This window comes from Pseudoxanthomonas spadix BD-a59 (assembly GCF_000233915.3).
Classification (GTDB): Bacteria; Pseudomonadota; Gammaproteobacteria; order Xanthomonadales; family Xanthomonadaceae; genus Pseudoxanthomonas_A; species Pseudoxanthomonas_A spadix.
Genome location: NC_016147.2, coordinates 364,825 through 383,619, shown reverse-complemented (window position 1 = coordinate 383,619; position 18,795 = coordinate 364,825). Strand labels below are relative to the sequence as shown.

The window sequence follows — 18,795 nt, the reverse complement described above, 5'->3', positions numbered from 1 at the left end:
CATTATGCGCGCGGCCTGGCCTGGGCCCGAGCCACGCGGGCTTAGGTCAGCGCAGCAGACGCTGCATCGCCGCCAGGACGAAATGCGCCCAGATCGCGGCCCACACGCCGATGCGGACCGGCAGCGCGCGCTGGGCGGCTTCGAACCTGCAGAAGTAACGCCACAGGCCACGATGCTTGTGCCATTCCACAAACAGCGGCCGCGCAGCGCTGGACACCCCGCGCAGGTGCAGCACGGGCACGTCGTTGGCCACCGCCACCCGGGCCCCGGCCAGACGCGCGCGCCGGCACAGGTCCAGGTCCTCGGCATGCAGCCGGTAGCCGGGGTCGAAGCCGCCCAGCGCATCGAACAGGCCGCGGGCGATGAACATCAGCGCACCGGAGGCTGCCTGCACGTCCTGTACGGCGCGGTTCTGGTCCACCGGCACGCCCAGCTGGCCGCCCCGGCCGGGGCTGCGCAGCATCGCGCCGAAGTCCGGGTCGCGGCGGCGCGCGGCACTGTCGCGCTGGCCGTCCGGGTCGATCAGGTCCGCGCCCAGCAGCACCGGATGCAGGGCCTGGGCGTGCGCGCGCAGGCGCGCCAGGGTGTCGGCTTGGACCATCAGGTCGGGATTGACGAAGGCCAGCCACGGCGCCGACGAATCCACCGCACCCTGGTTGCAGCCCACCGAAAAGCCGGGGTTGTCCGGATTGGCGATGAAACGCACGCGCCGATCGCGTGCGGCGTGGCGCTGGACCAGCGCCAGGGTGCCGTCATCGGAGCCGTTGTCGACCACCCGGATCTGGACCACGCCCTGGGCGGCGCGCAGCCGGGTGAGGCAGGCCTCGATGGTCGAAGCGCTCTGGTGGGTCACCACCACCGCGGCGATGCCGCCCTCAGCCGAACAGTTCACGCTGCGGTTCCATCACAAGCCGGGCGTGGCATGCCTGCAGGCGGGCGCGGGCCTGTTGCAAGGGGTCCTCCATCAGGAAGCGCGCCAGGCGCGCGTTCCAGTCCGGCCAGCGCGCGGCCAGCGCGTCCAGGTCGCCGTCGGCCGGGCCGCCTTCGCCAGCGCGGGCGACGAAGGCGGTCTGGCACAGCACGTTGCGCCAGCCCAGCCCGGACAGACGCAGTGACAGGTCGATCAGTGCCGCATACCCGCTGCGGTAACTGTGCTGGTCCAGGCCGCCGGCACGCGCACGCGCGCGACCACGCAGGGCCACGGCATGGCTGACCGCGGCGGGCAACTCGGGATAGGTGGCCGGCATCGCCGCGCAGGCCTGCGCGGTGCGCTGCCGGTCGGCCGGCGGCCGGTCCACTTCGCCCAGGCGCGGCCACCCAGCCGTTTCGCCGGCATTGCACCAGGGCGTGGCGGTGGCGATGGACGCATCGCTGGCCAGGCAGCCGGCCAGCTGCACCAGCCAACCCGGCAGCGGCTGCGCATCGGGCGCCAGCACCACCACATCCAGGCCGGCACAGGCGGCGAGCATTTCATCCAGGTGCGCCACTTCGCCCAGCGGCGCGGGCCGGCGCGTGTAGTCGGCCTTGAGCCGGGTCCGGCCCAGCCAGCGCTCGATCAGTGCGCGGCCGCGCGGCCCGCTCTGCGCATCGTCGGCCAGCCACACCTGGGTGCCGGCCGGCGTGGCGGCGTCGAGCGCGGCCAGGCACGCATCGAGCGCGGCCTCGTCCACCCCGACCGGCAGCAGCACCACGGGCAGCGCGTCGGCAGGAACCGGGCTCACTTGTCCTTCGGCGGATTCAACGGTTCCATCGCGCGGAACTGCTGGCTGTATTCGTCGGTGAGGTTGCGTGCTTCCTGCGGGTTGCGCACGATGGTGGGCGTGAGCAGGACGATGACTTCCTGCCGGTCCGTGCTCTGGGTCCTGGAACCGAACAGGCCGCCGATGACCGGAAGTTTGCTCAGATAGGGCACGCCGGAGGAGCCGTCTTCGGTGGAATCGCTGATCAGGCCGGCCAGCATGATGGTGTCGCCGCTCTGCACGGCTGCCTCGGTCCTGACAAAGCGGGTGTTGATCGGCACGTTGCAGGCGGAGACGGCGGCGTTGCAGTTGGCCGGCGCAGCACCGGGGGAACTGACTTCCTGCGCGATCTCCATGAACACCGTGCCGTCCCTGGTCACCCGCGGGCGCACCTTGAGGATCACGCCGGTGTCCAGGTACTGGACCTGGCTGTAGGTGTCCACGCCGATGCCGGCGCTGACCGAATAGGAGTTCACCGGAATCTGGGTACCGACCTTCAACTCGGCCTCGGCATTGTTGCGCACGAACACCGACGGGGTCTGCAGGATGCGCAGGTCGGTCACCTCGTCCAGGGCCTGGATCACCGCGGCGGCATTCTTGCCCAGGAAGGTCCAGCCCAGACCGCCGCTGCCCACCGTGCCGGCCAGATCGCCCCAGATATCGCGGCCGGCGGCGCTGGGCAGGCCGGCGCCGTTGCCGATCACACTGCTGGCATCGCCGGTGAGCGGCGCGTTGACCGCCTGCTCGAAATACCAGTTCACCCCGTACCGCAGGTCGCCGGTCAGGTTGACCTCGGCCACCTGCGCCTCGATGTGGACCTGCATCGGCATGACATCGAGCTTGTCGATCACCTCACGGATCGAGCGCCAGGCGGTGCCGCTGGCACGCACCAGCAGGGAGTTGGTTTCCTCCACCGCGGCCACCCCCACCTTGTTGCCTTCCACTTCCAGGGTGACCGCGCCGTTGCCTTCCTGGCGCTGGCTCAGCGCCAGATCGCCGCCACTGCCCCCGATGCCCGAACCCGCTCCGGTCGACATTGCATTGCCAAGCCCGCTGTCCGGGCCAGCATTGTCCAGGCCGGACGCGCCCGAACGGCTGCCGAACTGCAGCGTGCTGCCGCTTTCGCCGATGCCGCTGGAAGTCAGCGAAGCGCCGATCGCACCCGGCGCCAGGGTCGTGCCGGCATTGCCGTCGTTGCGACCACCGCCACTGCCGAACACCTCGGCCAGCCTTTGCGCCAGGTCGCGCGCCTTGATGTATTTGAGCTCATACGAAAACAGCCGCGGGCTGTCGCCGGCATTGTCGATGCGCTCCAGCCAGTCGCGGATCTGGTCCAGGTAGGCCGCCTGCGGGGTGATCACCATCACCGCGTTGGCCCCTTCCAGCGGCATGAACCGGAACATCCCGGCACTGGGCGTCTTGCTGGCCTCGCCGAAGACCTTTTCAAGGTCGGACACCACCTTGGTGGCCTGCCCGGTCTCCAGCGGGAACACGCCCACCGACATGCCCGCCAGCCAGTCCACGTCGAAGATCTGCACGGTGCGCAGGTAGTTTTCCAGCTCGCTGCGCGAACCGCCCAGGGTGATGATGTTGCGGGTGGGATCGGTGGCGATGACTGCGTCGGGCCGCGCGTACGGCTCCAGGATCTTCTTCATCTCGTTGGCCGCGATGAACCGCAGCGGCACCACCCGCACCTCGTAGCCGCGCGCGTTGCCGGCACCGCCCGAACGCGGCGCCACGGTACCGGCCAGGACCTGGTCGGCCGGGACGATGTTGTAGCGGCCCTCGGCATAGACCAGGCGCGCGTTGTTCCAGCCCAGGACCTGCTCCAGCAGCGACAGCGCCTGCGCCGGCGACACCGGACGCGGTGTGGCCAGGGTCACCGTACCCTGCACGCCGGGCGCGATGACGTAGTTCTGGCCCAGCATGTCGCCCAGGATCGCCTTGACCACCGCCTGCAGCGATTCGCCTTCGAAATTGAAGGTGGCGCTGCCGTTGCTGGCAGCGGCCGGTGCCGGCGGCGCGGACGCGGCGGCGCTGCGGTTGATCACCTGGCCGCTGCCGCGGCGGATCTGCGCCTGCGGCCCGGTCACCGGCGGTTCGGCCGATTCAAGCGGCGCGGTCTGCGCGGCGCCTGCACGGGCCTCGGGATTGGCGACATTGCCCTGGCGCTGCACGGTGGGCACCGGCGCGCTGGCGCAGCCGGCCAACAGGCCCAGCAGGAGGCCGATGAGGATGGTGGGGCGTGACGTCATGTCCTCACTCTACTTGGTCGTTTCCGGCGCACCGGAGTTCTGTTGTTCGCGCATCTGCCGGCGGCGGGCCTGGATGCGTTCGCGGATGGCCTGCATCTGCTGCTCGGTGGTCAGCGCCGGCGCTGGCTCGGCGGCATCGGGATTGGCCGCCGGCGGCGCGCCACGCACCTGGGTGTCCGAGGGCGAGGGCCGCTCGCGCGGCGGCGTCTGCGCGCTGCCCGCGCCAGCGGCCGGGGTGGCCGCACCCGGCCCGCTCTGCGCTGGCTGTTGGCCCTGCGGCTGGGCCCCGGCCAGCCGGGTCGGCGGCTGCCCGCCCTGGCCGTCGAATACCCGCAGTTCCAGCGTGCGCCGGCCTTCGGGGCCTTCGAACACCGCCCGGCGTGGCTCCAGTGCGGTCAGGTGCCAGGCCGGAGCAGCCGGCGGCGCATCGCCCAGCCTGACCCGTACCGCCGAGGCCGGACCGCCCTGACCCGGCGACTGCAGGATCGCCAGGCGCACGCGCGGGGTGATCAGCACGCTGGTCAGCACGTAGTCGAAGCCCTTGCCGGCCTGCTCGCCACCCTGGCCTTCCAGGAAGAAATCGTGTGGCTGGCGGTCAGCGGCAAACACCGGGCGGCGCACGATCTCCGAATATTGCTGCAGCGGTCCCAGCCGTTCCGGCGCCGGCCTGGGCAGGGCCGGCAGCGCCTGGACCAGCGCCGGGTCGTCGGCCAGCGGCACGATCCGGCTGCCCATGCCGGCCAGCGCCAGCACGGCCGTCAGCACCGACCAGCCCGCCGCCGCCATCAGCAGCCAGGTGCGCGGGCCGAGCGATTCACTGCGCATGCGCACCTGCGCGGGCCGGCGTGGGCGCGGCAGCGGAAGGGTTGAGATAACCGGACAGGTCGAAGCTCACGTTCAGTCCTCCGGCGGAATCGGGGGCATTGGGCGTGCGGAAGTTGAAGCTCTGCGCCAGGATGTTGAGGTTGTCCACGAACAGGCGCGGGCTGCCCGATTCCAGCGCATGCAGGACCGCGGCGGTTTCCGGCACGCCGCAGCGCAGGGTCACCTGGACCACCACGCGCGGAAAACGCTCGCCGCCGCCGGCCGGGAACGGCGAGCGGTTGGTGATGGCGCAGCTGCGGTTGCCGGGGCTGGCCTGGCCGACCACCGTTTCCAGGCGCTGGGTCAGCGCGGCGGTGGCCAGCTCGGCCGAGGGTTCGGACAGAAAGCCCGGCTGCTTGCCCAATGCAGCCTGGGCGGCGGCGAGCTGGCGTTCGACCTGCGGGCGCTGCTGCAGCTGGGTGCGCACCCGCAGCTCGCGCTGCTGCAAGGACTCGATGCGGGCGCCGAGCGCGCGCATCGGCACGGTCCACCACGGGTGGACCAGGACCAGATAGGCCAGCGCCAGCGCGGCCAGCAGCAGGCCCAGTGCCAGCCAGCGGTCCCGGCCTGCGCGCCTAGCCGGCATTGGCATTCCTGCGCGCGGCCGGGGCAGTGTTGGAAGGCGGCTTGGGACCGGCCAGCTGGGCGGTCATGCTGAACCGGTCCAGGCGGGTCCGGCGATCCATCTGCAACGCGCCGGTCAGCGCCGGCGAGGTCCACAGCCTGGAGCCTTCCAGCACCTTGACCAGGCCCGGCGCCTGCGGACTCAGGCCGATCAGCAGCAGCCGATCGCCTTCGATCGAGACTTTCTCCAGGTAGGTGCTGTCGGGCAGCAGCCGGGTCAGTTCGTCCAGCACCTCGATGGTGGTCGGGCGGGCGGCGCGCCGGGCCTGCAGGAACTTCGCGCCTTCGACCAGATCAACCAGCTGCTGGCGTTTGGCGGCGACCTCGCGGGCGCTGGCAGCGCTGCGTTCGACCTGTGCGGCGAAGGCATCGGCGGCGGCGCGGCGGTTGGCCAGCACCTGCCAGCCGGCGAAGGCCAGCGCCAGCACCGCCACCACGGCCGCAACCAGGTTCCAGCGACGGGCCGGACCGGCGCCACGCACGCGCCCAGCCGGCGGCAGCAGGTTCACCCCCAGCGGCTGGCCGTGCGCATCGGCGACATCCAGTCCGGCCAGGCCCGCGGCGAGGGGGCCCAGGGCCTCCAGCGCGCGGTCCACGCCCTGGCGGCGCACGACCACCAGTTCGGCCTCGATCTGGCCATCGGGCCGGCGCCGGGTGAGGCGGGCGTCGAAGTACACCGCCTCGGCGGTAAACGGGGTCTGGCGGTCGATCTCGAAGCCGACGACCTGGCGCAGGCGCTCGGCGGCGGCGCCGGGCAGCAGCAGCGGACGGCGCAGCACCTGCACGGCCGGCAGCAGGCTCCAGCGCGGCAGGCCGGCCAGGCGCGGCGACAGCACTGCGTCCAGATCGGCGGTGGTCAACGGCAGGGGCACAGTGGCCAGTGGTTCCAGCCCGGCCTGGCCGGCGCGCAGCAGCGCCACCTGGTCGTCCTGCGGGACCAGCAGCAGGCGCTCGGCGGCCAGCCCGAACAGCACGCGCCAGCGCGACGGCAGCCAGCTGGCCAGCGCATCGCGCCACCAGGAAAGGAAGCGGCCGGCAGCGCCCAGCCAGCGCCCCAGGCCCGGCAGCACAGCCGTGCCGGCGCGCGGTGTCGTCATCGGGGCTCCCAACCTTCCTCCCAGCGCAGCGTGGTGTACATCGAACCCGGTGTGGGCCCGCCCCCGGCCCGCACCACCGCCCGCAGCACCGCCTGGCGGCCATCGGGGGTGCGTGCGCGGCTCTGGATACTATACGTGCCGGTGCCCTGGCCCACGAGCGCCGGCTGGCCGATGCTGCCCTGGCGCTGGGCCAGCACCAGGCCGGGGTCCAGGCCCAGCGCGGTCAGCACCGGAGCTTGTGCATAGCGGGGATCGGGCCGGCCGCGGCCTGCGTAGATGGTCAGGTAGGCGCGGACCCTGGCGTAGAGCTGCGGCGTCCAGCCCAGCACCTGTTCGACCTCGGCCACCGATTCGTACGGCGCATCCTTGGCCCCGTACGGCAGGCCGGCGGCGGCATAGTCCGGGTCCTCGGCACCGCCGGCCACCTGGGACAGCGCGTCGCTGTCGCGCCAGTCCACTGCGGCGCCAGCCAGCTGCTGGGCCTGGGCCGCCTCCACGCCCACCGCGCGCAGCAGGCTGGACAGGATCTGGGCGTCGGCCTGGTTCAGATCGACCTTGCCCGATTCGTCCACCAGCTGCACCTGCACCTGGCTGCCGGCGTACTGCCAGGCGTAAGGCCGGCCATCGGGGGTCCAGCGGCTGCCGGGGTCGGGGTCGGCCACGCGTTGCAGGGCATATTCCAGCCCGGCGCGGGCGATCTGCTGGACCACGCTGCCCTGGGCCAGCACCCGGCCCTGCAGCGACTCGACCCGCGCGGAGATGGCAAAGGCGCCGATCAGCGCGGTCAGCAGCGCGATCAGCCACACCACCAGCAGCAGCGCCACCCCGCGCTGGGCGCCCGGCGCGACCAGGCCCGCCCGGCTCACGGGGCGACCTGGTGGCTGCTGCCGTTGCCCTGGGCCAGGGTCACGACCATGTCCGGCCAGCGCGTGCCATCGGCCGCTTCGATCTGGATGGACACCTGCACCGGCAGGGTCTCGACCTGGCTCCAGCCGTCCTGCCACGGGCCCAGCCTGGCGGCGTCCGGGTCCAGCCCGCGGTAGCGGAAGCGCACCGACTCCAGCCCATCGGCCAACAGCTCCGGCGGCCGCGGCGAGCCGGGCTCGGCCACGGTGCGCCCGGCCTGCACCATCGCCAGGTCCACCTGCAGGCGGCTGCCGTCCTCGACCGCCCGGACATCGTGCAGGTAGGGCCCGCCGCGGCCCAGGTAATCGGGCAGGTCGGCCACGAAGCGCATCGTCGTGGGCGTGCCGGCGAAGCGGCTGGCAATGCCGTGTTCGTCGTCCATTTCGTAGGCGATCGCCTGGGCCGAAGCCAGGTGGCTGCGCAGGAAGCCCTGCACCGCGCGCAGGCGCTCGTTGCGCGCGGCAATGAGTTCGCCGCGATGGACCATCGCGGTGGCCGCGCGCAGGGTCGCAAAGCCCACTGCCAGCCCTGCCGCCAGCAACAGCGTGGCCAGCAGGATTTCCATCAGGGTGAAGCCCTGGGCGTGGCGCCTCATGGCGCGGCCCCCGGCGTGCCCTGCGGCGCGACCAGGCGCAGGCTGCGCCACTGCAGGCGTTCGCCCGCGCCGCTGCCCCAGGCCACGGTCAGCTGCACTTCCAGCAGGCGCGTGGCGGCGGGTCCGGTCAGGGCGGTGTCCGCGCGCTGCGGGTCGGTCCAGGGTGCGATGTCCAGGGTCCAGTGGTAGCGGCCCTGCTCCAGGTCGCCTTCGTCATGGCCCGGCACCGGCGCGCTGCCGGCGCCGACCTGGGCCAGCAGCGTCTGCGCGTGCAGGGCCGCGCGCCCGGACAGGTTGGCGCGCTGGATCTGCCGCGCCGCCCCGGACAGCGAGCCCAGCAACAGGGTCAGTGCCAGCGCCAGCAGGGCGAAGGCGACCACCACTTCGATCAGGGTGAAGCCGCGCTGCCGGGCCAATGACGCAAGGGCACGCGCACGCCCCCCGGGGGCGCAGGCCTTTGCACCGCAAGCCTTCACGAGTCCGCGGCCGAAGTCGCGCCGCATCACGGCGCCGGCCCCGGCGTGTCCAGCCGCACCTCACCGGTCAGCCAGGCCACGCTGATCCGGCGCACCGCCTGCCCGGCCGACAGCTCGATGCGGCCACCGGTGGACGCGCCGTCGGGATAGAACACGATCGCGCCTTCGCCGGCTTGCGCGCTGGCCTGGCGCGCGCCGTAGAAGGCGATGCCCAGCTCCTGTGGAATCCGCCCATTGCGCCTGCCGGGTGCGGCGTACAGGTGTCCGGACGGATTGATCACCAGGCGCTGCGGCTGGCCGCTGGCGATGGCCTGGGCGCGGGTGAAGCGCAGCTGCGTGGCGATCTCCTTGGCAGCAGAACGCAGGCGCATGCCCTGCAGGCCGCCGCTCATGGCCACCGCCGTCATCGTGCCGATCAGCGCGATCAGGGCGACCACCACCAGCACCTCGATCAGGGTGAAGCCGGAATGCCGGGTGGCGCCTGCGCGCGGCCGGCTGGACGCGCGCGGGCCGTGCGCGAGCGCCGGACTGAAAGCCCGCACCGCGGGAGGGCCGGGCCAGGGCGCGCGGCGGGCCATGCCGTGCTCAGTGCTGGTACCGGATATCGGCGTTGACGCTGTCACCGCCGGGCTGTCCGTCCTTGCCCAGGCTGATCAGGTCGAACGGGCCATCCTGGCCGGGCACCGCGTACTGGTAGGGGTGGTTCCAGGGATCCTTCAGCTCGGTCTGCTTGGCGTACGGACCCAGCCAGCCACCGGCATCGCCCGGGGCGCTGACCAGTTCGTTCAGTGCACCGGGCAGACGGCCAGTGTCCATCTCGAACTGCTGGATCTTCTCGGCCACGGTCTGCACCTGGGCGCGGGCCAGGTTGACCTTGGCACGGTCGGCGTTGCCCAGGATGCGGCTGGCGGCAAAGGCGACGATGCCGCCGATCAGGATCACCACCACGATGATTTCCATCAGGGTGAAGCCGGCCTGGGCGGCGCGCGCGGGCCGTGGCGAGAAGGAACGTCGGTCGTGCATGTGCGATCTTCCGTTACGTGTTGCGGGTGCGGGGGAAAGGTTTCGACAAATCAGTTGATGGCGCCGGCCAGATCGTACAGCGGCACCAACACGGCGATGATGACCGCACCCACCACCGCCGCCAGCACCAGGGTCACCGCCGGCACCAGCGCGGCCAGCATGCGGTCCAGCGCCTGTGCGGTCTGCGCCTCGAAGGTGTCGGCGGTCTTGAGCAGCATCGTGTCCAGCGCGCCGGACTCCTCGCCGACCTGGATCATCTGCAGCGCCAGGCGCGGAAAGCGCTTGCCGGCGCCGAGCGAGGCGGACAGCGCGCGGCCGTTCTTGACCGCATCGGCCGCGCCCTGGACATCGGCCGCCAGCGCCCGGTTGCCCAGCACCTTGCCGGCGATGCCCAGCGCCCCCAGCAACGGCACGCCGTTGCGCAGCAGCGTGCCCAGGGTGCGGGCCAGGCGCGCGGTTTCCAGCCGCGCGAGCAACGGCCCGATCAGCCTGCGCTGCAGGATCCACGCATCGAAGCGGTCGCGGAAAGCCGTGTCGCGGCGCTTGCGCTCGGCCCACAGCACCAGCGCCGCCGGGATCACGACCAGCGCCAGCCACCAGCCGGCCACGAACTGGCCGATCGCCAGCACGATCCGGGTGAACCAGGGCAGCACCACGTCCAGGCTTTCGTACATCTGCGAGAACTGCGGCACCACGTAGCCCAGCAGGAACAGCATCGCCAGCCCGACCACCACCAGCAGGATCGCCGGATAGATCAGCGCGTTGACCACCCGGGCCTTGAGCGCGCGGCTGCGCTCCAGGTACTCGGCCAGCCGCTGCAGGGTGTCGTGCAGGCTGCCGCCGGCCTCGCCCGCGCGGACCATGTTGATGTACAGCCGCGAGAAGCTGCCGTGCTGGCGCTCCAGCGCCGTGGACAGCGGCGCACCGCCGCGCACCGCTTCGCGGATGTCGGCCACCGTATTGCGCGCCTTGTCCTCGTCGGGCAGCTCCAGCAGGATCGTCAGCGCGCGATCCAGCGGCTGGCCGGCGCCGAGCAGCGTGGCCAGCTGCTGGGTGAACAGCACCAGCCGCTGCCCGGAAAACGCGTTGGGCTGCAGCAGCGTCTTGAATGCGCCCAGCCCGCCACCTTCGGAGGCCAGCTTCGCCTCCATCGGCAGGTGGCCCTGTTCCTGCAGGCGCGCGACCACCTCGGCCTCGCTGGCCGCTTCCATCTGCGCCTCCAGCACATCGCCGCGCGCGTTGAGGGCCTTGTAGCGGTAGAGAGGCATCAGCGAGACCTGGGCAGACGGGGTCTGGCAAAAAATCGACCCGTCATTCCCGCGAATGCGGGAATCCATGGACGTTCGCCTTTGGCACCTCTCCCACGATATCCGGCCATAAATCCCGCCAGGAAGGATTGAAAACGTCGATCAGTTGAAGCTTCCAGGCGCGTCGCCATTTCTTGATCCGCTTCTCCCGAACAATCGCCGATTCCATCGTGTCGTGCATCTGGTACCAGACAAGCCGCGTAATATCGTGGCGATCGGTGAACCCCTGGACGGCATGTGCCCGGTGCTGCCAAGTGCGGCCGACCAGGTTGCTTGTCACGCCCACATAGCGCGTGCCATTGCGATTGCTGGCCAGCAGATAGACACAGGGCTGTTTGGCCATCGCTCTTCCTTGGACGTCCATGGATTCCCGCCTTCGCGGGAATGACGATTCCGGGCATCGCGTGCGCCGGGATGATCAGGACCCGCTCACCCATCCTCCGTCACCCGCAGCACTTCCTCGATGGTGGTCATGCCGGCCAGGGCCTTGGCGATGCCGTCCTCGTACATGGTGCGCATGCCGGCCTTGCGGGCCAGCGCCTCGATCTGGCCCATGCCGGCGTGGCGCATGATCGCCCGGCGCAGCTCGTCGTCCATCACCAGGAACTCGGTGATGGTGGTGCGGCCCAGGTAGCCGGTTGGGGCCAGCGCCGAAGCGCGCGGGCGATACAGCGTGATCTGGCCTTCGGGCTGGAACCGGCGCAGCTCGAACCTGGCGATTTCCTCCGGCGTGGCCGGATAGCGTTCGGCGTGGGTGGGCTCCAGCCGGCGCACCAGGCGCTGGGCCAGGATGCCGTTGATGGTGGAGGTCAGCAGGTAGTCCTCCACACCCATGTCCAGCAGCCGGGTGATGCCGCCGGCGGCGTTGTTGGTATGCAGCGTGGACAGCACCAGGTGGCCGGTGAGCGCGGACTGGATGGCGATGCGCGCGGTCTCCAGGTCGCGCATTTCGCCGATCATGATGATGTCCGGATCCTGGCGCACGATGCTGCGCAGCGCGCTGGCAAAATCCAGGCCGATCTGCGGCTTCACATGGATCTGGTTGAGCCCTTCGATCTGGTATTCGACCGGATCCTCGACGGTGATGATCTTGACGTCGGACGTGTTGAGCTGGCTCAGCGCGGTGTACAGCGTGGTGGTCTTGCCCGAGCCGGTCGGCCCGGTCACCAGCAGGATGCCGTGCGGCTGCTGCAGCACGTGCAGGAACTGCGGCAGGAACTCATCGGTGAAGCCCAGCCGCTGGAAGTCGAACACCACCGTCTCGCGGTCCAGCAGGCGCATCACCACGCTCTCGCCATGGGCGGTGGGCACCGTGCTCACGCGCAGGTCCAGCTCCTTGCCCTGCACCCGCAGCTGGATGCGCCCGTCCTGCGGCAGCCGCCGCTCGGCGATGTTCAACCGGGCCATGATCTTGACGCGGCTGATCACCGCGGCGGTGAGGTTGGCCGGCGGGCTTTCGCCTTCCTCCAGCACGCCGTCGACCCGATAACGTACCTTCAGGCGGCTTTCGAACGGCTCGATGTGGATGTCCGAGGCGCGCAGTTCCACCGCGCGCTGGATCACCAGGTTGACCAGCCGGATCACCGGCGCTTCGGAGGCCAGGTCGCGCAGGTGTTCGACATCGTCCAGGTCACCGCTGCTGTCACCGTCGGCGTTCTCCACGATCGCGCCCATCGCACTGCGGCCCTGTCCATGCCAGCGCTCGATGGTGTCGTCGATTTCCGAGCGCAGCCCGACCATCGCCCGCACCGGGCGGCCGATCGCCATGCGCACCGCATCGACCGCATAGCCATCGCAGGGATCGGCGACCCACAGGTTCAGCGCACCGTCGGCATCGCCCAGTGGGCAGACATGGAACTGCTTGAGGAAGCGCAACGACAGCGCCACGTCCTCGGGCAGTTCCGGGGCAACGTCGGCCAACTGCCTGGCCGCCAGCAGGGTCAGCCCCAGCACCTCGGCGCTGGTCTCGGCATGGTCACGTTCGGACACCAGCCCAAGGCGCAGCAGCAGGGCCAGCACGCTGCCGCCGGTTTCCTCCTGCAGCCGCCGGGCGCGCACCAGATCCACGTCCTTGAGCCGGCCCTTGGCCAGCAGGGCCGCGACCACGCGTTCGTCGGCGCGCTCCGGCGCCGGACGATCGATCGATGAGGACACCGCGTTCACGTGGAAACCCAAGTCGGCATGTGCCGGCACTTTAGCAGCCGGACTGCGGCGCCGCGGAACGCTCCAGGCGCAGACAGCCGGCACCCATGCCGGTGGCGCAGGGGCCGGGGCGATGAACCGCGCCGCCTCATCGCCGGCTTGCGGATCTGTCCGGTCGAATCAGCCGCACCACACCCTTGCGTTGCGGAACATGCGCAGCCACGGCGAGTCCTCGGGCCAGCCTTGCGGCGACCAGCTCAGGTTGATGGTGCGCGCGCTGCGCTCTGGGTGCGGCATCAGGATGGTGACCCGGCCATCACTGCTGGTCAGGCCGGTGATGCCCTCGGGCGAGCCGTTTGGATTGATTGGATAGCGCAAGGCCGGCTGGCCATCGCCATCGACGAAACGCAGCGCGACGCGGGCGGCGGCCTGGTCCACCGGTGAATCGAATTGCGCGCGGCCTTCGCCATGGGCAACGGCGACCGGAATGCGCGAGCCGGCCATGCCGCGGAAGAACACCGACGGCGATTGGACCACTTCCAGCAGGCTGGTGCGCGCTTCGAACTGCTCGCTGCGATTGCGCAGGAAGCGCGGCCAGGATTCGGCGCCGGGGATGATGTCCTTGAGCTGGCTCAGCATCTGGCAGCCGTTGCACACGCCCAGGCTGAAGGTGTCGGTGCGGGCGAAGAAGGCGGCGAACTGGGCGCGCAGCTTGCTGCGCTCCAGGATCGAGGTGGCCCAGCCGCGACCTGCGCCGAGCACATCGCCGTAGCTGAAGCCGCCGCAGGCGGCCAGGCCGGTGAACCGGTCCAGGGTGATGCGGCCTTCGACCAGGTCGCTCATGTGCACGTCGAAGGCATCGAAGCCGGCCCGTTCGAACACGTGGGCCATCTCGATCTGGCCGTTGACGCCCTGCTCGCGCAGGATCGCCACCTTCGGCCGGGCGCCGGTGGCGATGAACGGCGCGGCCACGTCCTCGGCCGGGTCGAAGGTCAGCCTGGGCCGCAGGCCAGGATCGGCGAAGGTGCGCGCGGTGTGGCGTTCGTCGTCGGCACTTTCCGGGTTGTCGCGCAGGCGCTGCATGGCGTGGGTCACCGACCACCAGGCGTCGAACAGCTGTTCCCAGCGCCATTCGGCCAGGGTGTGGCCCTGCCGGGTGACGCGCACCATCGGCGCGGTGCTGGTCCTGGCGATGCGCTGGGCGCATTGCGTCAGGGCATGGCGCTCGACCAGGTCGGCGAAGGCGGCGCGGTCTTCCGAAGCGATCTGCACGACCGCGCCGAGCTCCTCGTTGAACAGCGCGCGGAAGGCGTCATCGCCCCAGGCATCGAGCGCGATGTCCAGGCCCAGGTGCGCGGCGAAGGCCATCTCGCACAGCGTGGCAAAGGCGCCGCCGTCGCTGCGGTCGTGGTAGGCCAGCAGCAGGCCGAAGGCACGCGCATCGCGCATGAGTTCGAAGAAATTGCGCAGCAGCTGCGGATCGTCCAGATCCGGCGCGTCGCCGCCGAAGGCCGGCAGCGCGTCGTCGCCGGCATGGACCTGGGCCAGCACCGAACCGCCCAGGCGCTGCTTGCCGCCCCCTAGGCCGATCAACCACAGCTCGGTGTCCGGCTCGCGCGAGAGCAGCGGGGTCAGCTGGGCGCGCGCGTCATCGACCGGGGCGAACGCGGTGATCACCAGGGAAACGGGGGAGACGCTTTTGAAGCCGGGACTCGGGACATTGAAGCCGGGACCCGGGGTGGTGAAGCCGGGACCCGGGACCCGGGACCCGGGACCCGGAGAAGCAGAGGCAACGGCAGACACGGGAGCGACCGACGAATCGGAACTGGTGAACTCTTGCGCTTGCCGGGTGCCGGGACTCGGGACCCGGGACCCGGGACCCGGAGAAGCAGAGGCAACGGCAGACACGGGAGCGACCGACGATCCGGAGCCGACGGGCTCTTGCGCTTGCGCTTGCTCTTCCCGGGTCCCGGGTCCCGGGTCCCGGGTCCCGGCTTCAACGTCCCGAGTCCCGGCCTCCTCGCCCCACGCCGCCTGCATCGACAGCGAGTCCTTGCCCACCGGGATGCTCAGCTCCAGCTGCGGGCACAGGTCCATGCCAATCGCACGGACCGCGTCGAACAGCAGCGCGTCTTCGCCAGGGTGGTTGGCCGCGGCCATCCAGTTGGCGGAAAGCTTGACGCGGTCCAGCGATGGCACCGGCGCGGCGCACAGGTTGGTGATCGCCTCGCCCACGGCCATGCGCGCCGAGGCGGCGGCATCGAGCAGCGCCAGCGGCGTGCGTTCGCCGATGGACATCGCCTCGCCGGCGAAGGTCTCGAAGCCGGCCAGGGTGATCGCGCAGTCAGCCAATGGCAGCTGCCAGGGGCCGACCATCTGCTCGCGCGCGGTCAGGCCACCGACGCTGCGATCGCCGATGCTGACCAGGAAGCTTTTCGATGCCACCGACGGATGGGCCAGCACGCGCAGGCCGGCCTGGTGCAGGTCCAGCGCGGCGGTCTTCAGCTCGGGCCAGCGCGGCGCGGCCGGATGCACGGTGTCCCGGTGCATCCTGGGCGCCTTGCCGAAGAGCACGTCCATGGGCAGGTCGATGGGCAGCTCGCCGGACCCGGAACCCGGAAAAGCAGAGGCCACGACAGACAAAGGACCAGACGCCCCGAAACCGGCGGACTCTTGCTGTTGCTCTTGCCGGGTCCCGGGTCCCGGGTCCCGGGTCCCGGCTCCCAGGTCCCGGGTCCCGGCTCCCAGGTCCCGAGTCCCGGCTTCCCCGGCTTCCGAGTCCCGAGCCCCGGCCTCACCCAGCACGCCATACCCCGCCACCAGCCGCTCCTCGGCGGTGACCACGCCGACTGCGGCGAACGGGCAGCGCTCGCGCGCGCACAGCTCGGCAAATTCAGCCAGGCGCGCCTGCGGCACGCCCAGCACGTAGCGCTCCTGCGATTCGTTGCACCACAACTGCAGCGGCGAGAGCGAGGGGTCGTCGCTGGGCACCCGGTCCAGGTCGATCACCCCGCCCACGCCCGAGTCGTGCAGCAGTTCGGGAATGGCGTTGGACAGGCCACCGGCACCGACGTCATGGAACCAGCGGATCGGGTTGTCCGCGCCCAGCGCCACGCAGCGGTCGATGACCTCCTGGCAGCGCCGCTCCATCTCCGGGTTGGCGCGCTGGACGCTGGCAAAATCCAGGTCCTCGGCACTGTCGCCGGAGGCCACCGAACTGGCCGCGCCGCCGCCCAGCCCGATCAGCATCGCCGGGCCACCCAGCGCGATCACCGCATCGCCCGGCTGCAGGGTCTTCTTCTGGACCTGGTTGCGGTCGATCGCGCCCAGCCCACCGGCCAGCATGATCGGCTTGTCGTAGGCGCGGGTCAGCACGCTTCCATCGGGCGCGTGGCCTTGGGCCAGCTCGAAGCTGCGGAAATAGCCCAGCAGGTTGGGCCGGCCGAACTCGTTGTTGAACGCGGCGCTGCCCAGCGGGCCGTCCAGCATGATGTCCAGGGCCGGGGCCATGCGCGGGTTCAGCACGCGCGGGGCTTCCCAGGGCTGCGGCAGGGTCGGGATGCGCAGGTGCGAGACGGAGAAGCCGGTCAGGCCGGCCTTGGGCTTGCCGCCGCGGCCGGTGGCGCCTTCGTCGCGGATCTCGCCGCCGGCGCCGGTGGCCGCGCCGGGGAACGGCGCGATCGCGGTCGGATGGTTGTGGGTTTCCACCTTGATGGCGAAGGCCGACGCGACCGCAGGCTCGCTGCGGTACTGGCCGCTGGCCGGGTCCGGGCGATAGCGGCAGGCCAGCGGCCCTGCCACCACCGCGGCGTTGTCGCTATAAGCGCTCAGCGTGTGCTGCGGGGTCTGCTGGTGGGTGTGCTTGATCATCTGGAACAGCGAGCGGTCCTGCTCGCGGCCATCCAGGGTCCAGCTGGCGTTGAAGATCTTGTGCCGGCAGTGCTCGGAATTGGCCTGCGCGAACATCATCAGTTCCACGTCCGAGGGGTCGCGGCCAAGTTCGGCATAGCGGCTGCGCAGGTAATCGATCTCGTCCTGGGCCAGGGCCAGCCCCAGGCGGGTGTTGGCGCTTTCCAGCTCGGCCAGCGCCACCCGCTGCAGCTGGCCGCGCGCCGGCGCGCTGAACAGCGCCTGGGCCGCGTGGCTGGAGTCCAGCAGCGACTGGGTCATCGGGTCGTACAGCAGCTTGGCAAGCGCAGCCTGGGCACCGGCATCGGCCGGCAGCCCGGCCAGGTCGATGCGCGTGCCGTGCTCGACCCGGGCGATGGCCAGGCCGGCGCCGCGGACCAGTTCGGTGGCCTTGCTCGACCAGGGCGAACGGGTGCCCAGGCGCGGCACCACAAAGCGCGAAACCGCGCCATCGGCCGGCGCCGACGGCGCGCCTTCGGCCTGGAGGATGCGCCGCAGCGCGTCCAGGTTCGGGGCGGCATCGCCCTGTGGCTCGATGAAGAAGACCTGCCAGGTGTCCACGATGCGCACCATCGGTGCGAGGGACTTCAGACGGGATTCAAGCCGCGCGCGGCGGAACTGCGACAAGGCCGGCTGGCCTTCGAGGACGATCATGTCCGGGAACCGTGGCGAGGATGCCGTGGGAACGGGGCCGGCGATTGTAGCGAAGCCGGCGCCGGGCCGGCTTCGCGATGCGGGTGGCTGCAGGGCAAAAGCCGGTCAGGGAATGCCCGACGGCTTGCCGGCACCGGCCGCGGCCAGCTTGTCCAGGGCCGCGCGCATCTCGGCCGGGGGCAGGTAACCGCCGATCTGGCTGCCGTCCGGAGCGAACACCGCCGGGGTCCCGCTGATGCCCAGGCGCTGGCCGATGTCGTATTCCATGTTCACCGGGTTGGTGCAGTCGCGCGCGGCAACCCGGCCACTCTGCTTGGCCTCGGTCAAGGCCTTCTTGCGGTCGGCGGCGCACCAGACCGAGATCATGTCCTTGTGGTCCTGGCTGCCCAGGCCCATGCGCGGCCAGGCCAGGTATTCCACCGCGATGCCCAGCTTGTTGTAGTCGGCAATCTGGCTGTGCAGCTTGCGGCAGTAGCCGCACTGGATGTCGGTGAAGACATTGACGGTGTACCTGGGGTTGGCCGGGGCAAACACGATCTTGTCGCTGTCCTTGACCGACTTGAGCAGGTTCTGGCGGTACCCGGCCAGCGCCGGGCTGCCCTGCATCAGGTCCTTGCGCTGGCCGATATCGACCAGGCTGCCCTGCAGCAGGTACTTGCCGTCCTCGCTGACGTACACCAGCTGGCCGGCGGCGATGACCTCGCGGAAGCCCGGCAGCGGCGCCTTGCCGATGTAGTCCACCTCGACTTGCGGATTGAGCTGCCTGAGCGCGGCGCGCACCTTGGCATCGGCCGGGTCGTTGCTGGCGACGGCAGCGGGCGCGGTGGGCGCGGCGGCAGGCCTGGCCGGCGCGGGCCGGGCGGCGGCGTTCTGCGGCTGCTGGGCGCAGGCCCCCAGGCTCAGGCCGGCCAGCAGGAAGAAGGGGAGGAAACGGCGCATCGGGGATTCCTGTTTCGAAGGCGGCTGCCGGGATGTGCGCGGCATGTCGGCACGGGGCCCCGCGACGGGGCTTGGTGGCGGATTCTCGCATACGGGGCATGAATGACCCGGGCCTGGGCGGGGCGGATGGGGCGGTGGTTCCCAAGCCCCTTCTCCCCACCTGCGCGTGGAGAAGGCGCGGACAGCCGGGCTGTTGCTTCCTTTACTCCCCGCGCGCGCTGGGAGAGGGAGCGAAGGCGGGCTTGTTGCTCCCCTTCTCCTCCGC

Annotated in this window: 16 protein-coding genes; all 16 read right to left on the bottom strand. The window is 71.0% G+C overall.

The genetic code is table 11. The features are described 5' to 3' along the window. Positions 1–46: 46 nt before the first annotated feature. Positions 47–892, bottom strand: coding sequence for a glycosyltransferase family 2 protein (locus DSC_RS01685; RefSeq protein ID WP_014159380.1), 846 nt, complete (start codon positions 890–892; stop codon positions 47–49). Further along, positions 876–1,721 carry a glycosyltransferase gene (locus DSC_RS01680; RefSeq protein WP_014159379.1) on the bottom strand — a complete coding sequence of 282 codons (846 nt, stop codon included), beginning with the start codon at positions 1,719–1,721 and terminating at the stop codon, positions 876–878. The genes DSC_RS01685 and DSC_RS01680 overlap by 17 nt, the downstream gene beginning before the upstream one ends. Next, positions 1,718–3,994: a type II secretion system secretin GspD gene (gene gspD / locus DSC_RS01675; protein WP_014159378.1), complete on the bottom strand. Its 2,277-nt coding sequence runs from the start codon at positions 3,992–3,994 to the stop codon at positions 1,718–1,720. Before gspD ends, DSC_RS01680 begins: the two co-directional genes overlap by 4 nt. Before the next feature lie 9 nt (positions 3,995–4,003). After that, entirely contained in the window at positions 4,004–4,819 is an 816-nt protein-coding gene (locus tag DSC_RS01670) for a hypothetical protein (RefSeq protein WP_014159377.1), read from the bottom strand. Then, complete coding sequence (gspM, locus tag DSC_RS01665) at positions 4,809–5,444, bottom strand: type II secretion system protein GspM (RefSeq protein ID WP_014159376.1); 636 nt, start codon at positions 5,442–5,444, stop codon at positions 4,809–4,811. Before gspM ends, DSC_RS01670 begins: the two co-directional genes overlap by 11 nt. Then, positions 5,434–6,579 (bottom strand): PilN domain-containing protein, encoded by a 1,146-nt coding sequence (locus DSC_RS01660; RefSeq protein WP_014159375.1) that lies wholly within the window; start codon positions 6,577–6,579, stop codon positions 5,434–5,436. The genes gspM and DSC_RS01660 overlap by 11 nt, the downstream gene beginning before the upstream one ends. Further along, on the bottom strand, positions 6,576–7,445 hold the full coding sequence (locus DSC_RS01655; RefSeq protein WP_014159374.1) for a type II secretion system minor pseudopilin: 870 nt from the start codon (positions 7,443–7,445) through the stop codon (positions 6,576–6,578). Before DSC_RS01655 ends, DSC_RS01660 begins: the two co-directional genes overlap by 4 nt. Next, positions 7,442–8,080 carry a general secretion pathway protein GspJ gene (locus DSC_RS01650; protein ID WP_014159373.1) on the bottom strand — a complete coding sequence of 213 codons (639 nt, stop codon included), beginning with the start codon at positions 8,078–8,080 and terminating at the stop codon, positions 7,442–7,444. The genes DSC_RS01655 and DSC_RS01650 overlap by 4 nt, the downstream gene beginning before the upstream one ends. Beyond that, positions 8,077–8,496, bottom strand: coding sequence for a type II secretion system protein XpsI (xpsI, locus tag DSC_RS01645; RefSeq protein WP_014159372.1), 420 nt, complete (start codon positions 8,494–8,496; stop codon positions 8,077–8,079). Before xpsI ends, DSC_RS01650 begins: the two co-directional genes overlap by 4 nt. An 86-nt stretch (positions 8,497–8,582) precedes the next feature. Then, positions 8,583–9,098, bottom strand: a complete 516-nt coding sequence (xpsH, locus tag DSC_RS01640) for a type II secretion system protein XpsH (protein WP_238527662.1) — start codon at positions 9,096–9,098, stop codon at positions 8,583–8,585. Between the two features lie 43 nt (positions 9,099–9,141). After that, on the bottom strand, positions 9,142–9,579 hold the full coding sequence (gene gspG, locus DSC_RS01635) for a type II secretion system major pseudopilin GspG (RefSeq protein WP_014159370.1): 438 nt from the start codon (positions 9,577–9,579) through the stop codon (positions 9,142–9,144). Between the two features lie 50 nt (positions 9,580–9,629). Beyond that, the gene (xpsF, locus tag DSC_RS01630) at positions 9,630–10,847 is read right to left on the bottom strand and encodes a type II secretion system protein XpsF (RefSeq protein WP_014159369.1); all 1,218 of its coding nucleotides are present in this window, start codon (positions 10,845–10,847) and stop codon (positions 9,630–9,632) included. Between the two features lie 43 nt (positions 10,848–10,890). Next, positions 10,891–11,229 carry a GIY-YIG nuclease family protein gene (locus tag DSC_RS01625; RefSeq protein WP_014159368.1) on the bottom strand — a complete coding sequence of 113 codons (339 nt, stop codon included), beginning with the start codon at positions 11,227–11,229 and terminating at the stop codon, positions 10,891–10,893. A gap of 86 nt (positions 11,230–11,315) precedes the next feature. Further along, the gene (gene gspE, locus DSC_RS01620) at positions 11,316–13,040 is read right to left on the bottom strand and encodes a type II secretion system ATPase GspE (protein WP_425476604.1); all 1,725 of its coding nucleotides are present in this window, start codon (positions 13,038–13,040) and stop codon (positions 11,316–11,318) included. Between the two features lie 168 nt (positions 13,041–13,208). Continuing rightward, positions 13,209–17,591, bottom strand: coding sequence for a phosphoribosylformylglycinamidine synthase (purL, locus tag DSC_RS01615; protein ID WP_014159366.1), 4,383 nt, complete (start codon positions 17,589–17,591; stop codon positions 13,209–13,211). 105 nt (positions 17,592–17,696) lie between these two features. After that, complete coding sequence (locus DSC_RS01610; RefSeq protein WP_014159365.1) at positions 17,697–18,530, bottom strand: disulfide isomerase DsbC N-terminal domain-containing protein; 834 nt, start codon at positions 18,528–18,530, stop codon at positions 17,697–17,699. Positions 18,531–18,795: the final 265 nt, after the last annotated feature.